Origin of the sequence: Paraburkholderia gardini (genome assembly GCF_907164545.1) — a bacterium.
Taxonomy (GTDB): domain Bacteria; phylum Pseudomonadota; class Gammaproteobacteria; order Burkholderiales; family Burkholderiaceae; genus Paraburkholderia; species Paraburkholderia gardini.
Map to the genome: position 1 here is coordinate 25,470 of NZ_CAJQZB010000006.1, position 15,321 is coordinate 40,790.

14 protein-coding genes are annotated in these 15,321 nt (G+C 62.8%); 7 read left to right on the forward strand and 7 right to left on the reverse strand.

Annotated features, from left to right (window positions below; translation table 11 throughout):
* Window positions 1-41 precede the first annotated feature (41 nt).
* From LPA37_RS06480 to thiL, 3 genes are read right to left on the reverse strand one after another with little or no spacing between them, the layout of a single operon-like run.
* Entirely contained in the window at window positions 42-542 is a 501-nt protein-coding gene (locus LPA37_RS06480) for a CinA family protein (RefSeq protein ID WP_229012097.1), read from the reverse strand.
* A 25-nt stretch (window positions 543-567) separates the two neighbouring features.
* The gene (locus LPA37_RS06485; protein ID WP_228975225.1) at window positions 568-1,119 is read right to left on the reverse strand and encodes a phosphatidylglycerophosphatase A family protein; all 552 of its coding nucleotides are present in this window, start codon (window positions 1,117-1,119) and stop codon (window positions 568-570) included.
* Complete coding sequence (gene thiL, locus LPA37_RS06490) at window positions 1,109-2,089, reverse strand: thiamine-phosphate kinase (protein WP_228975224.1); 981 nt, start codon at window positions 2,087-2,089, stop codon at window positions 1,109-1,111. The genes LPA37_RS06485 and thiL overlap by 11 nt, the downstream gene beginning before the upstream one ends.
* 342 nt (window positions 2,090-2,431) lie before the next feature.
* Here thiL and LPA37_RS06495 point away from each other — a divergent pair, with 342 nt between their 5' ends.
* From LPA37_RS06495 to LPA37_RS06505, 3 genes are all read left to right on the forward strand, one after another.
* Window positions 2,432-4,726: an NADP-dependent malic enzyme gene (locus LPA37_RS06495; RefSeq protein WP_228975223.1), complete on the forward strand. Its 2,295-nt coding sequence runs from the start codon at window positions 2,432-2,434 to the stop codon at window positions 4,724-4,726.
* Between the two features lie 329 nt (window positions 4,727-5,055).
* A complete protein-coding gene (locus LPA37_RS06500) occupies window positions 5,056-5,466 on the forward strand; it encodes a ribonuclease (RefSeq protein WP_228975220.1) in 411 nt (136 codons plus the stop codon).
* A gap of 7 nt (window positions 5,467-5,473) precedes the next feature.
* The gene (locus LPA37_RS06505; RefSeq protein WP_228975219.1) at window positions 5,474-6,046 is read left to right on the forward strand and encodes a barstar family protein; all 573 of its coding nucleotides are present in this window, start codon (window positions 5,474-5,476) and stop codon (window positions 6,044-6,046) included.
* A gap of 151 nt (window positions 6,047-6,197) precedes the next feature.
* On the opposite strand, the gene LPA37_RS06510 is transcribed toward LPA37_RS06505, so the two are convergent.
* From LPA37_RS06510 to speE, 3 genes are read right to left on the reverse strand one after another with little or no spacing between them, the layout of a single operon-like run.
* Window positions 6,198-6,938, reverse strand: a complete 741-nt coding sequence (locus LPA37_RS06510; RefSeq protein ID WP_228975217.1) for a 16S rRNA (uracil(1498)-N(3))-methyltransferase — start codon at window positions 6,936-6,938, stop codon at window positions 6,198-6,200.
* A gap of 16 nt (window positions 6,939-6,954) precedes the next feature.
* Window positions 6,955-7,368 carry a VOC family protein gene (locus LPA37_RS06515; RefSeq protein WP_090532732.1) on the reverse strand — a complete coding sequence of 138 codons (414 nt, stop codon included), beginning with the start codon at window positions 7,366-7,368 and terminating at the stop codon, window positions 6,955-6,957.
* Window positions 7,365-8,309, reverse strand: a complete 945-nt coding sequence (gene speE / locus LPA37_RS06520; RefSeq protein ID WP_228975215.1) for a polyamine aminopropyltransferase — start codon at window positions 8,307-8,309, stop codon at window positions 7,365-7,367. Before speE ends, LPA37_RS06515 begins: the two co-directional genes overlap by 4 nt.
* A gap of 410 nt (window positions 8,310-8,719) precedes the next feature.
* Here speE and tkt point away from each other — a divergent pair, with 410 nt between their 5' ends.
* Together tkt and gap are read left to right on the forward strand one after the other, a co-directional pair.
* A complete protein-coding gene (gene tkt, locus LPA37_RS06525; protein ID WP_228975213.1) occupies window positions 8,720-10,738 on the forward strand; it encodes a transketolase in 2,019 nt (672 codons plus the stop codon).
* A gap of 102 nt (window positions 10,739-10,840) precedes the next feature.
* Window positions 10,841-11,851 (forward strand): type I glyceraldehyde-3-phosphate dehydrogenase, encoded by a 1,011-nt coding sequence (gene gap / locus LPA37_RS06530; protein ID WP_228975211.1) that lies wholly within the window; start codon window positions 10,841-10,843, stop codon window positions 11,849-11,851.
* A gap of 136 nt (window positions 11,852-11,987) precedes the next feature.
* On the opposite strand, the gene LPA37_RS06535 is transcribed toward gap, so the two are convergent.
* The gene (locus LPA37_RS06535; RefSeq protein ID WP_228975209.1) at window positions 11,988-12,677 is read right to left on the reverse strand and encodes a FadR/GntR family transcriptional regulator; all 690 of its coding nucleotides are present in this window, start codon (window positions 12,675-12,677) and stop codon (window positions 11,988-11,990) included.
* Between the two features lie 227 nt (window positions 12,678-12,904).
* Between LPA37_RS06535 and LPA37_RS06540 the strand changes: the two genes are divergently transcribed.
* Together LPA37_RS06540 and alc are read left to right on the forward strand one after the other, a co-directional pair.
* Window positions 12,905-14,233, forward strand: a complete 1,329-nt coding sequence (locus LPA37_RS06540) for a C4-dicarboxylate transporter DctA (RefSeq protein ID WP_228975207.1) — start codon at window positions 12,905-12,907, stop codon at window positions 14,231-14,233.
* A 66-nt stretch (window positions 14,234-14,299) separates the two neighbouring features.
* Window positions 14,300-15,310 (forward strand): allantoicase, encoded by a 1,011-nt coding sequence (gene alc / locus LPA37_RS06545; RefSeq protein WP_228975205.1) that lies wholly within the window; start codon window positions 14,300-14,302, stop codon window positions 15,308-15,310.
* Window positions 15,311-15,321 lie beyond the last annotated feature (11 nt).

The window sequence follows — 15,321 nt, forward strand, 5'->3', positions numbered from 1 at the left end:
CGGGTATGCGGTTGGGCGAACTTGCCGATGAGCGGAAGGGCCTAGCGTTCCTGCTCGTCGAGCAGCAGAAGCACGCCCCGCAATGCGTGTGCGGCGGCCTGCACGCGGATTCTGTCGCGATCGCCCTTGAACACGACCGTCTCGACTTTCGTATGCAGGCGATTGGTCCAGCCGAACGACACCATGCCGACCGGCTTCGTTTCCGTTCCGCCGCCCGGCCCGGCGACACCCGTGATCGCCAGCGATACCTGCGCGCGGCTGTTACGCAACGCGCCTTCGGCCATCGCGCTCGCCACCTGTTCGCTCACCGCGCCGTGCCTGTCGATCAGCTCGGCGGGCACGCCGATCATCTCGCTCTTCGCCTGATTCGAATACGTGACGAAGCCGCGCTCGAACCAGCCGCTGCTGCCGGAGATGTCCGTCATGGCGGTCGCGACCATGCCGCCCGTGCAGGATTCAGCAGTAGCGAGCATCAGCCGCTCGTCGCGCAAACGGTTGCCCACGCGGATCGCAAGTTGATGGACGACGGAATCGGTAGCCATGCGTATGTCCGGTAACAGGCGTCGGTCAGACCGACATGCGCCAGAGCGCGATGACGAGAAGCGAGAAAAACGCAGCGACAAGGTCATCGAACATGATGCCGAAACCGCCTTTCAGTTTGCGATCGAAGTAGCTGATGGGCGGCGGCTTCACCATGTCGAAGAAACGGAACACGATGAACGCCCACAACTGGCCGGTGAACGTGACCGGCGTAACCATCAGCAGCACGAGCCAGAACGCGACGATCTCGTCCCACACGACGGGCGACGGGTCTTCGATGCCCAGCCGCTTTGCGGTGAAACCCGAAATACCGATGCCCGCGAAAAAGCCTGCCGCGATCAGGATGCCCCACTCGATCACGGTCAGATAGTGGCTGAACGCCGCGAACGACGCCCACGCGAACAGCGTGCCGAACGTGCCCGGCGCGACCGGCGAAAGCCCGCTGCCGAAGCCGAGCGAAATGAGATGCAGCGGATGCGACAGCATGAAGCGCGCCGTCGCGCGGCGCGGCCGTGGCGCGCCCGGATCGGGCGTGGGAGTGAGGTCGTCGGCGGGGCCGAGCGGTGGTTCAGTCTGCATGGAAATGATCGAAGCCTTGCAACGTCAGGGTGAGCGGCGTGCCTGCTGCGTCGTGCCACGCGATGGCAGGTGTGCCGGTCTGGAGAACGCTTATTGTACCGATGCGCGTCACGGGTACGGCGACGCTGTTGCCCGCAGCTTCGATTGCCGCGCGCGCGGACACCGGCGCGGTGAAGCACAGTTCGTAGTCGTCGCCACCCGCGAGTGTGCAGCGGCGCTGCACTTCAGCCGGAAGCCGCCGGAGCGCGGCGGAGCGGGGAATCGCATCGACGTCGACGCGGGCGCTCACCCGCGACCGTTCGAGGATATGACGCAGATCGCCCGCGAGTCCATCCGAGATGTCGAGCGCCGCGCGCGCGTGTCCACGCAGTGCGATGCCGAGCGCGACGCGCGGCTCCGGCTGTTCGAGCGCCTTTCGAAATGCTGCGGTGTCCCCATCGCCGGCGGCCCATTCGCCGCGCAGCACGCCGAGCCCGGCGCGTGCGTCGCCGAGCGTTCCCGAGATCCAGATGTCGTCGCCGGGTTGCGCGGCGTCGCGGCGCAACGCGTGTTGGGGGGGGACTTCACCGAACACGGTGATGCAGATGTTGAGCGGTCCGCTTGTGGTGTCGCCGCCCACCAGTTCGCAATCGAAGCGCTCCGCGATCTCGAACATGCCTTCGCTGAACGCGCTGAGCCAGTTTTCCCGCGCTTGCGGCAACGAGAGCGCGAGCGTGAAGGCGTGTGGCTTCGCGCCCATCGCCGCGAGATCGGACAGATTGACTGCGAGCGCCTTGTGACCCAGCGCGTGAGGATCGACATCGGGAAGAAAATGGCGTCCTTCGACGAGCATATCCGTCGAAATGGCGAGCATTTCATCGGCGCGCGGCGTGAGCAGCGCGCAGTCGTCGCCAATGCCGAGCGGCGCGCGCGGCGTGGCGCGCGCGCGGCGCGCGAAGAAACGGTCGATCAGTGAAAACTCGGAAAGCATGGCGAAAATCCGTAAAGCAGCAAGGCGCCGCGAAAGCCACCTGCAAGCGTAAGACGCGGCTCCGAAGCACGACGATTTTCACCGCAAAGCGAAAATCGAAGACTCGCGAAGCACGACGGGAACGAATGAATTGTACGGCTCGCATTTTCTCCGGACGACCCTGGCCTGATGGTCAGTGAAACCCGGTCATCAGGCCGATGACAATTCATTTGCTGCACCGCACAGCGGGCGTTTGCGCTGTTTCAGTCGTGGCAGTTGTACCCTTTTTGAAGGAATCGGCTTTGGGATTGGCGCTACAATGCGTCGAACTTCTATTCTAATCCGCACTTCCAGGCACGCCTTATGTCGACTCCCGCCAATACCAAACTTCGCGAAGCTGCCCTCGATTATCACGAGTTCCCGACCCCCGGGAAGATCGCGATCGCGCCGACCAAACAGATGATCAACCAGCGCGACCTCGCGCTGGCTTACTCGCCGGGCGTTGCGTTCGCGTGCGAGGAAATCGTTGAGAACCCGCTGAACGCGGCGCGCTTCACCGCGCGCAGCAACCTTGTCGGCGTCGTGACGAACGGCACGGCCGTGCTCGGTCTCGGCAACATCGGCCCGCTCGCGTCGAAGCCTGTGATGGAAGGCAAGGCCGTCCTGTTCAAGAAGTTCGCCGGCATCGACGTGTTCGATATCGAACTCAACGAATCCGACCCGCACAAGCTCGTCGAGGTGATCTGCGCGCTCGAACCGACCTTCGGCGGCATCAACCTTGAAGACATCAAGGCGCCCGACTGCTTTATCGTCGAGCGCGAATGCCGCAAGCGCATGAAGATCCCCGTGTTTCACGATGACCAGCACGGCACGGCGATCGTCGTCGCGGCGGCCATCACGAACGGGCTGAAAGTTGTCGGCAAGGACATCTCGAAGGTGAAGCTCGTGGCCTCGGGCGCAGGCGCGGCGTCGCTCGCGTGTCTCGATCTGCTCGTCGATCTCGGCCTGCCGATCGAAAACATTCTCGTGACCGATCTGGCCGGCGTGGTCTACAAGGGCCGCGTCGAGCTGATGGATCCGGACAAGGAACGCTTCGCACGCGAAACCCAGGCCCGCACGCTGGGCGAGGCGATCGAAGGCGCGGATATTTTCCTCGGCCTTTCAGCCGGTGGCGTGCTGAAGCAGGACATGGTCAAGCGCATGGCCGACAAACCGCTGATTCTCGCGCTCGCCAATCCGACACCGGAAATCCTGCCTGAACTCGCGCTCGAAGTGCGCCCGGATGCGGTGCTGTGCACGGGCCGCACCGATTACCCGAACCAGGTCAACAACGTCCTGTGCTTCCCGTTCATCTTCCGCGGTGCGCTCGACGCAGGCGCGACGACGGTGACCCGCGAGATGGAAATCGCCGCGGTCAATGCGATTGCTGAACTGGCGCGGCAGGAGCAGAGCGACATCGTCGCGACCGCCTACGGCATCCAGGATCTCTCGTTCGGTCCGGAATACCTGATTCCGAAGCCGTTCGATCCGCGTCTGATCGTCAAGATCGCGCCGGCCGTGGCGAAGGCCGCGATGGATTCGGGCGTCGCAACCCGTCCGATCGAGGACATGGACGCGTACGAGCAGCATCTGCAGCAGTTCGTGTATCACAGCGGCACGACGATGAAGCCGATCTTCCAGGCGGCGCGCAGCGTCGAGATGGAGAAGAAGCGCATCGTGTTCGCGGAAGGCGAAGAAGAGCGTGTGCTGCGCGCGGTCCAGATCGTCGTCGACGAAAAGCTCGCGAAGCCGATCCTGATCGGCCGTCCGGCGGTGATCGAGCAGCGCATCGCGCGTTATGGCCTGCGCCTTGTTGCCGGCCAGGATTACACCGTGGTGAACACCGACCACGACGAGCGTTACCGCGATTTCTGGCAGACCTACTACAAGATGATGTCGCGCAAGGGCATCAGCGAACAGATGGCGAAGCTCGAAATGCGCCGCCGCACGACGCTGATCGGCTCGATGCTGGTGAAGAAGGGCGAGGCGGACGGCATGATCTGCGGCACGATCAGCACGACGCACCGTCACCTGCATTTCATCGATCAGGTGATCGGCAAGAAGACCGGCAGCACGGTCTACGCCGCGATGAACGCGCTCGTCTTGCCGGGCCGGCAGATTTTCATCGTCGATACCCACGTGAACGTCGACCCTACGCCCGAACAGCTCGCCGAAATCACGGTGATGGCCGCCGAGGAAGTGCGTCGTTTCGGTATCGAGCCGAAGATCGCGCTGGTATCGCACTCGAACTTCGGTACGAGCCATGCGCCGTCCGCACAGAAAATGCGTGAAGTGCTGGCGCTCGTGCGTGAGTGCGCCCCGGATCTGCAGATCGACGGCGAGATGCACGGCGACGTCGCGCTCGATGCCAACCTGCGCCGCGAAGTGTTGCCCGATTCGACGCTCGAAGGTGACGCGAACCTGCTGATCCTGCCGAACATCGACGCGGCCAACATCTCGTACAACCTGCTGAAGACAGCTGCGGGCAACAACATCGCGATCGGCCCGATACTGCTCGGCGCAGCACAACCGGTGCACGTGCTGACCGCTTCGGCGACGGTGCGGCGTATCGTCAACATGGCGGCGCTGCTGGTGGCTGACGTTATCGCGACCCGGTAATATTTACCATTGCAAACGGCGCGTCGGCGATGGACGCGCCGTGCCGCAGGGCGTGCACGGCAGGCTCCGCGCTGTGTCTGCGCCTCCTGGCAGAAGACCAGGCGCACATTCCCGAGCAGGCCGGTACCGATAGCACCCCGATTGTTTCTGATTCAGGCGGGATTAATTTGCCTGCGGCAAAAGCCGCTGGAAGGCGCGCCAGTGGGGCGTTTGCACTTCAGTGGAGCCTCCGGGTGGCCGATCGCGCATTGATTCCAGGGGCCATTAGCGATACCCTTACACCTTTCATGGTCGTCGAACTCGTGATCTAACAGCGGGAATTCTGGTTCATGGCACGCAAGTGGCTCCGCAACGGCGTGCTCCCAGCCGCCCTGATCGTTGTCAGCCTGTGCGGGAGTGTCGTTTCTGGCGCCTTTGCGCGCGACACCGCGACACCGTCCACTGATCAGGCGCAGGGCACCATTGCGGTGACGCAATTGCCGCGGGAAGCAGTCAATACTTTGAACTTGATTGCAGCAGGCGGGCCTTACCCGTATGAGAAGGACGGCATCGTATTCGGCAATCGCGAGCGGTTGCTGTCGCCGCACAAGCGCGGTTATTACCACGAATACACCGTTCCCACGCCTCGTGCCCGCAATCGGGGCGCGCGCCGCATTGTCTGCGGTGGCCCGCTAAAGCGAACCGACAACTGTTATTACTCCGACGACCATTACACGAGTTTTAAACGTATTGTTGAATGACATCGGGATGAACAGCATGAGCGACAACGTCTACGCGCACGACTCCACAGTCGCGACGGATCTTTTCGCGGCCGGTAGCGGCAATCTGTTCCAGCGCGTCATGCAGATGCGCAGCGCCGGGCCCGGCCAGGATACCCAGAGCGAAGCCATCAGCACTGTGCTTTCTTCGAACGAGGGCCCCATGAGTCTTTTCAAGACCGTACGACCGAACATCGTACAGTCGATCCGCGCGTTTCGCGTGCAGGATCTTGCTGACGAGGCGAGCCAGCTGGAGCAGCATTTTCTCTATGCCTGCTGCGGCAATGCGCAGAGCAAACAGGAAGTCATGGAAACGATCGCGACTTCGTTCATGTTTCCCAAACACTTCGGCAAGAATTACGACGCGCTTTATGATTGCCTGACCGATCTGGTCGCGAAGGCGGGTCCGCAGCCTGGTTTTGTGATCGTGCTCGAGGCACTGCCGGTTGCGCAGAAATTCGACAAGGAAGGCCGCGAAACCCTCCTCGATGTGTTTCGCGAGGCTGCGGAGTTCTGGGCCGAACGCAAGGTGGCATTCCGCGTGTTCTACTCATTCGCGTGATGTTGCGTGCGGTGATGAAACCCGAGGGCTGAACCGCGCACCTTGAACTGAGCGCATCGGTAACAAAGACAAAGCCCGCCATCTGGCGGGCTTTGTTTTTGGCGCGGGGTTTTTTGCGAAACCGCTACCATGCCATGCAGCACGCAATGCGTTACCAGCCGCCCCAGCGCGCGGCCAGCGCAGCCAGCATGGCAATCCCCGCCGTTTCCGTGCGCAGCACGCGCGGGCCGAGGCCGACAGGCGTGAAGCCTTGATCCACGGCGGCCGTCTCTTCATCGATCGATAATCCGCCTTCCGGCCCGATCAAAACGATGACGTGCCCTTGCGGCGGCTCAACGGGTAGCGCGGAAAACGCGATGCTGCCGCGCGGCGAAAGCAGCAGCCTGAGTTCATCTTGCGCAGGCGTTCCGGACAACGCCCCAAGCCACGCCGTGAAGTCGCTGACGGGCGCCACGTCGGGCAGGCGATTGCGTCCGCATTGCTCGCACGATGCGCGCACGATTCCCTGCCAGTGTGCATTCCGGCGTTGAGCTCGCTCACCTGAAAGGCGTACGACGCTGCGCGCGGCCGTGAGCGGCACGAAACCCGATGCGCCCAGTTCGACGGCTTTTTCGATCAGCCAGTCCATCTTGTCGCCGCCCGCGATGCCTTGCGCGAGTGTCAGCCGATAGGGCGGCTCGACGTCGATATCGCGAAAGTTGGCGATCTTCGCCGTAACCGAGCGACGCTCGATGTCGACGAGTTCCGCGACGTACTCGCCGCCTTTGCCGTTGAAGAGCGCAATCGAATCGCCTGTCTGCAGGCGCAGCACCTGGATATGTCGAACGACGTCATCCGGCAGTTGTTCGACGTCGCCGGCTCGAAGCGGCATGTCGACGAAAAAACGGGGCATCGGGAAAGAAGTCTCCTTATGAAAGATGGCGCGCGAGCGCCCAGCGGTAGCCGTCGAGATCCTCGATCTGGGCGAAGCGGTCGCCCCAGAACTGGTCTTCCGGCTCGCTCAGCGACTTCGCTCCAGCAGCGATGGCGCGAGCATACACAGCGTCGACATCGTCGACATAGAGGTAGAACGATTGCGGCGCGATGGCGCCCGCGCTTTTCGGCGTCCTTGCCGTCGAACCGAATCCGCCTTCGGGCGCAAACATGACGATCAGCTGACCTTGATACGTCATCTCGACGTGCATGATCGCGCCGTCGTCGTTCACGCTGTCACGCACGGCGAAGCCGAACGCGGCTTCGAAAAATGCAATCGTGACGCGCGCGTCACGCACCGTCATATAAGGGGTCAACCAGGGCACACCGGCTGGGCGAGGGGCGGTCATGGATTTCTCCGTGGCGATTGATCGTCGGGCGAACAGGCTGCGCCGGGCAGACTCTCCGCTTCGCTCCGGCATAACGACGATGTGAGTAATGGCCCCAGTTTATCGCGCGCTGCGTGGGCTGCGGTGAAGAGGCTCGCGTGCACAGTTGCGTCATAGAAACGCAGACGTTCGATCTGGCGATCCGCAAGCCGTGTGCCGCAAGCTTCGATTGTGGCGGTTGCTGCGGGATCGAGCGTGTCGCTGGCAGTGGCCATCAGCCACTGCGATCCGTACAGCGGCACGAACGTGCCCATCGTGCGCACGACCCTGAATGCGGCACGCAGGTCGCGCAGCAGCGCTGCAATGCGCGGTGCGTGAAAATACGGCGAACCGAGATGGAGCGACAACACCGCGTCAGGTGTCATCAAGCGTTTGAGCGCTGTGTAAAAGGCAGTCGTGTAGAGACCGGCGGCGGGTGAGTCGGGCGGCGTCAGATCGAAGACGACGAGATCGAAGCGTTCACCGGCAGTTTCGACATAACGGGCGGCGTCGCCGATCACCAGTTCGACGCGCGGGTCGTCGAACGCTGCGCCATGCACTTCGGGCAGGTGCACGCGCGTGAGCCGCACGACTTCGGCGTCCAGTTCGGCGACCACGATCCGCCCGATTTCCCGGTGCCGCAGCAACTGGCGCGCGGCACCTCCATCGCCGCCGCCCAGCACCAGCGCCGCGCGTGGCGCCGGGTGCGTGAGCGCGGCGGGGTGAACCATGCATTCGTGATAGATGAATTCGTCTCCGGTCGAAGTCATCGGGCGGCCATCCAGCGTGAAAAGCCGGCCGAGTTGCGGGGTGTCCCACACCTCGATGTGCTGGAACGGCGAATCCACGCTGGCGAGGCGGCGCGCGCCAGGAAAGCCGTAGACCGCGTCGGGTGCAGGACGGAAGAGAAGCGGGGCGCTCACGGATGACAGGTGCGCCTCGCGGGCGCGGTGGGTCTCGATGGCCCGATTATAGAAGGACAGGCAGGGACCCGCGGCGAGGCCGATGCCCGTCCAGTGGCGCTATAGAAGGACAGGCGGATGCGCATCCAGTCGTGCCAGACGGCCCGCGCGCGCCGCGATGACGGCCGGTTTCCGGCTCCGAATCCTAAACAATCGCTGTGGTTGAACCCAAGCCGAAACTTGCCTCTCCTGGCCCCTTCAGGCCGGGTAAACGGTGACGATCTGCTAGAATGTGACGCTTTGCTGCCTTGTCCGTTTGCTCTGCCCGTTTCGCGTCTCCCGGCGCCGCATCGTGCGCCGGAGCATTCTGGCCGCCGAGCTTCCGGACCGCCCCTGCGCCCCGTTTTTTGGACTCGTTCTCCGGACTCGACATGACGACCCCGTCTCCCGCACCCACTTCCCAGATGGCCAACGCGATTCGCGCACTGGCCATGGATGCCGTTCAGAAAGCCAATTCCGGTCATCCGGGCATGCCGATGGGCATGGCCGAGATCGGCGTTGCGCTGTGGTCGCGCCATCTGCGCCACAACCCGAAGAATCCGCAATGGGCCGATCGCGACCGCTTCGTGCTGTCGAACGGTCACGGCTCGATGCTGCTGTATTCGCTGCTGCATCTGACCGGCTACGATCTGCCGATGGAAGAGCTGAAGAACTTCCGTCAGTTGCATTCGAAGACGCCGGGTCACCCGGAATACGGCATCACGCCGGGCGTCGAGACCACGACCGGCCCGCTCGGCCAGGGTCTGGCGAATGCAGTCGGCATGGCGCTCGCTGAATCGCTGCTCGCTAACGAATTCAACAAGCCCGACGCGAAGATCGTCGATCACCATACGTACGTGTTCGTCGGCGACGGCTGCCTGATGGAAGGCATCTCGCACGAAGCGTGCTCGCTGGCCGGCGTGCTGAAGCTGAACAAGCTGATTGCGTTCTACGACGACAACGGCATTTCGATCGATGGCGAAGTCATCCACTGGTTCCACGACGACACGCCAAAGCGCTTCGAAGCGTACGGCTGGAACGTGATTCCGGGCGTGATCGGCCACGACGTCGAAGCAGTCGATGCAGCCATCAAGAAGGCGAAGCTGTCCGACAGGCCGACGCTGATCTGCTGCAAGACCGTGATCGGCGAAGGCGCGCCGACCAAGGCCGGCAGCCACGACGCGCACGGCGCGCCGCTCGGCGACAAGGAAATCGCGGCCACGCGCGCGAAGATCGGCTGGAACTACGAGCCGTTCGTGATTCCGCCGGAAGTCTACGCAGCGTGGGACGCGAAGGAATCGGGCGCGAAGATCGAAGGCGAGTGGGACAAGGCGTTCGCCGCCTATCGCGCGAAGTATCCGCGGGAAGCCGCCGACTTCGAGCGCCGCATGGCGAAGCAACTACCGGCCGACTGGGCCGAAAAGGCGCAGGCGATCATCGCCGGCGCCAACGAACGGGCTGAAACCGTCGCGACCCGCAAGGCGTCGCAGCAGGCCATCGAAGGTTTGTCGGGTGTACTGCCGGAACTGCTGGGCGGCTCGGCCGACCTGACCGGCTCGAACCTGACGAACTGGAAGGCCGCGAAGCCGGTGCGCGTCGGCGAAAACGGCGCAGCCGGCAACTACGTGAACTACGGCGTGCGCGAATTCGGCATGAGCGCGGCGATCAACGGTATCGCGGTGCACGGCGGCTTCAAGCCGTTCGGCGGCACGTTCCTCACGTTCTCCGATTACAGCCGCAATGCGTTGCGTGTTGCCGCGCTGATGAAAGCGCCGTCGATCTTCGTGTTCACGCACGATTCGATCGGCCTCGGCGAAGACGGCCCGACGCACCAGTCGATCGAGCACGTTTCGAGCTTGCGCCTGATTCCGCATCTGCAGGTGTGGCGTCCGGCGGATACCGTCGAAACGGCGGTGTCGTGGACGCAGGCCGTCGAACATCACGGTCCGTCGTGCCTGATTTTCAGCCGCCAGAACCTCGCGTTTTCGGAACGCACGGATGCGCAGATCGCGAACATCGCGAAGGGCGGCTACGTGCTGCGCGACTGGAACGACGAGATCCCCGCGCGCAAGATCATCCTGATCGCGACGGGTTCGGAAGTCGAGTTGGCGTTGAAGGCAGTCGAGCCGCTGGCACAGGCCGGTATCGGGGCACGCGTGGTGTCGATGCCGTCCACGAACGTGTTCGACCAGCAGGACGCCGAATATCGTGAACGCGTGCTGCCGCAAGGCGTGCGCCGTGTCGCGATCGAAGCGGGTGTGACGGATTTCTGGCGCAAGTATGTCGGTCTCGAAGGCGGCGTGGTGGGCATCGACGTGTTTGGCGAGTCCGCACCGGCCAACGTGCTGTTCCCGTTCTTTGGCTTCACCGTCGACCACGTCGTGGAAACGGCGAAGAAGACTCTCGGCTGACGCTGGCGTTTCGTTTCGCCGCACGCGTACATGTTCGGCGCGGCGGCGAAACCCCCTTCGACGAACGTATTTTTTTAGCCATCAGGAATCAGGAGATAGACCATGACGATTCGCGTCGCAATCAACGGCTACGGCCGGATCGGCCGCAACACGCTGCGCGCCTTCTATGAAAACGGCAAGAAGCACGATCTCGAAATCGTCGCCATCAACGATCTGGGCGATGCGAACACGAACGCCCATCTGACGCAGTACGACACGGCACACGGCAAGTTCCCGGGCGAAGTGAAAGTCGACGGCGAAAATCTCGTCGTGAACGGCGACAGGATCCGCGTGCTGGCTGTCCGCAACCCGGCTGAACTGCCGTGGGCGGAACTGAAGGTCGACGTCGTGATGGAATGCACGGGCTTTTTCACGACGAAGGAAAAGGCCAGCGCGCACATCAAGGCTGGCGCGAAGAAGGTGATCATCTCGGCACCGGGCGGCAAGGATGTCGACGCGACGATCGTCTACGGCGTGAACCACCACGTGCTGAAGGCATCGGACACGGTCATCTCGAATGCATCGTGCACGACGAACTGCCTCGCACCGCTGGTGAAGCCGCTGAACGATAAAATCGGCCTCGAAAACGGCCTGATGACGACGATCCACGCCTACACGAACGACCAGGTGCTGACCGACGTGTATCACGAAGACCTGCGCCGCGCGCGCTCGGCCACGCACAGCCAGATTCCGACGAAGACGGGCGCTGCATCGGCGGTCGGCCTCGTGCTGCCGGAACTGAACGGCAAGCTGGATGGTTACGCGATCCGCGTGCCGACGATCAACGTGTCGATCGTCGACCTGTCGTTCATCGCAAAGCGCGACACGACCGTCGAGGAAGTGAACGCGATCATGAAGGAAGCGTCGGAAGGCGCGCTGAAGGGCATCCTCGGCTACAACGCCGCGCCGCTCGTTTCGATCGACTTCAACCACAACCCGGCTTCGTCGACGTTCGATTCGACGCTGACGAAGGTGTCGGGCCGTCTCGTGAAGGTGTCGAGCTGGTACGACAACGAATGGGGCTTCTCGAACCGCATGCTGGATACGGCTGTGGCGCTGGCTAACGCGAAGTAAAGCGGCGAAGTAAAACGCGAAGCAAAGCGCCAGGCGAAACGCGAAGTCAGTTGTCGCGTTACCCGGGCCAGACACGAAAAACCGCTCTTCGGAGCGGTTTTTTCATGGGTATTCGCGCACCGCTCGCGTCCCACGTTCACGGCGTCGGGAAATACACGCCGGCACGTCGCGCGGCGTTCGCGATATGCATTTCGATGGCCTTGCCGGCTGCGTCGGCATCGCGCGCCTTGAGCGCGTCGAGAATGGCGCGATGCTCGTGATACGTCGTCAGTACCAGCTCGCGCCGGTAGAAGGGCATGCGCTGGCTTTCCTTCATGATGTCCGCGCTATCGCGCAGGATCGATTCGATCGCCGCGTTGCCGGCAATGCTGACCATCCGCATATGGAATTCGAAGTCGAGTTGCGCTGCCTCGTCGAGCTCGGCTGCGGCCAGCGCGCCCTGCAGCGCGGCGATATTGTCCTCGAACCATTCGATGTCGCTGTCGCTGACCGCGAGCGCCGCCATGCGCGCGACAAAGCCTTCGAGCGCGAAACGCATCTGATACGTGTCCGGCAATGACGACTGCCCGGCAAAACGCCACGGATGTCCTCCGGCCTGTGCCTGCGTGCTTTCGACGTACACACCCTTGCCGGGTCTGATCGTCAGCAGGCCGAGCGCCTCGAGCGTCGACAACGCCTCGCGCAGCGAAGCACGGCTGATCGCCAGTTCCTCCGACAACTGCCGCTGCGCCGGCAAGAGACTCCCGACCGGATACGCACCGCCCTCGATCCGTTCGCGAATCGTGGCAATCGCGGCATCAGTAACAGTATGCGGAACGCTTTTCATCTGATTTTTCAGGGTATCCGTGGTCTGACCAGTATTGTAGTCCGTGCGAAGAACCGGCGCAGCGCGCATTTAAAACTTCCACATGGAAGGCAATAAAAGCCAGCCAGACCGCACGGGTAAACACCTGCACATCTTTCCTTGACTCAACTATATCGAATTCCTACTATTTGCCATAACAGTACTGGTCGGACCAGTATGAACAGTTGAACCGGAACCAGGAGAAAACCGTGTTGAAGTTTTTCAATTCGCTGTTTGGCCGGGTGGTGATCGCGCTGGTGGCGGGCATCGTGATCGGCGCGTTGTTTCCCCATTTCGCGCAGTCGTTGAGGCCGCTCGGCGACGGCTTCCTCAAGCTGATCAAGATGGTGATCGGTCCGATCGTGTTCTGCGTCGTCGTGGGCGGGATGGCGCATGCGGGCGACCTGAAGAAAGTAGGCCGCGTCGGCCTGAAGGCGGTGGTCTACTTCGAATTCATGACGACGATCGCGCTCCTGATCGGCGCGGTGCTGGCTTATGCGACGAGGCCCGGCGTCGGCATGAACATCGATCTGCATTCGCTCGATGCCGCGTCGCTCTCCACCTACACCGAGCACGCGAAGAGCCTGAAGGACACGGCCGCGTTCCTGCTGAAAATCATCCCCGAAACCGCCACCGATGCGTTCGCGAAGGGCGACATCCTGCAGATCCTCGTGTTCTCGGTGATGTTCGGCTCGGCGCTTTCGCTGCTCGGCGAAAAGGCGCAGCGGGTGGGCAGCCTGATCGACGAACTCGCGCAGGTCTTTTTCCGCGTGATGGGTTTCATCATCAAGCTCGCGCCGCTCGGCGTGCTCGGCGCGATTGCATTCACGACCGGCACCTATGGGGTCGAGTCGCTCAAGCAGCTCGGCATGCTGGTGATCGTGTTCTACGCGAGTTGCATCGTGTTCGTCGCGGTCGTGCTGGGCATCGTGATGCGGCTGGCGGGTTTCAACGTGTTCAAGCTGATCCGCTATTTGCGCGAGGAACTGTCGATCGTGCTGGGTACGGCTTCGTCGGATGCGGTGCTGCCGCAGGTCATGCGCAAGCTCGAATGGATGGGCGTGAAGGATTCGACCGTCGGTCTCGTGATTCCGACCGGCTATTCGTTCAACCTCGACGGCTTCTCGATCTATCTGACGCTCGCGGTGATCTTCATTGCGCAGGCGACGAATACGCCGCTGTCGATCCACGATCTGATCGTCGTGGTGCTGGTTTCGCTGGTGACGTCGAAGGGCGCGCACGGCATTCCGGGTTCCGCGATCGTGATTCTCGCCGCGACGCTTTCCGCGATTCCCGCGATTCCGGTGCTTGGCCTCGTGCTGATTCTGCCAGTCGACTGGTTCGTCGGGATCGCGCGTGCGCTGACCAATCTGATCGGCAACTGCGTGGCCACTGTTGTCGTGGCCGTGTGGGAAAACGATATCGACAAGGTCCGCGCGCGGCGCGTGCTGAATCAGGACGCCGAACTGCGGTTTGTTCCGGCTGGCGACGAAAGTGCCCAACCCGCCGTCACCGGCGCGCCGGCGCACGCAATCTGACAACGCCGGTGCGCTGCGCAGCCGCCGGTTTTTACAACCCGATCCAGCAGACAGACAAACCCCATCATGGCTAATCCAGTTCTCGACCCTAATGCTCCCGCTTTCACGCGCCGCTATATGAATCTCGCCGATCCGCGTCTGGGTGCGAAGGCGCTCTTCGCCAGCGACGAATTCTTCGCGCCGAAGGAACGCATGCTCGATCCGCAGCCGGCGGTGTTCATCCCCGGCAAATATGATGACAACGGCAAATGGATGGACGGCTGGGAGACGCGCCGCAAGCGCACCACCGGTCACGATCACTGCGTGGTGCGGCTCGCGCGTCCGGGTGTCGTGCATGGCGTCGATCTCGATACGAGCCACTTCACGGGCAATTTTCCGCCGGCGGCTTCGATCGAGGCCTGTCACGTCGATGGCGAAACACCGCCGGATAACGCCGACTGGCAGACACTCGTGCCGGCAATGACATTGCAGGGCAATCAGCATCACTACGTCGAGGTGAGCGACGCGCGTGCGTTCACGCATCTGCGCGTGAATCTCTATCCGGATGGCGGCCTCGCGCGCCTGCGTGTGTACGGTCAACCGAAGCGCGACTGGAGCACCGTCGAACGCGGCGGCCTGATCGATCTCGCCGCGATCGAAAATGGCGCGTATCTGGTCGCTGCGAACAACCAGCATTTCGGGCCCGCGTCGACGATCCTGATGCCCGGGCGTGGCGTCAACATGGGCGATGGATGGGAGACGCGTCGTCGCCGTGAGCCGGGTAACGACTGGGCCATCGTCGCGCTCGCCCGGCCGGGGACGATCCGCCGCGTCGAAGTCGATACCGCGCATTTCAAGGGCAATTTCCCGGACCGCTGCTCGCTGCAGGCGGCGACGGTGGCGGGCGGCACCGACGATTCGCTCGTCACGCAGGCGATGTTCTGGCCGGTGCTGTTACCTGAGCAATCGCTGAAGATGGACCACGTCCACACTTTCAGCGAACAGCTCGCCGCGCTCGGGCCCGTGACGCACGTGCGTTTCAACATCTACCCGGACGGCGGTGTGTCGCGGCTGCGTCTGTGGGGCGAGATCGCATAACGGAGCGGCGG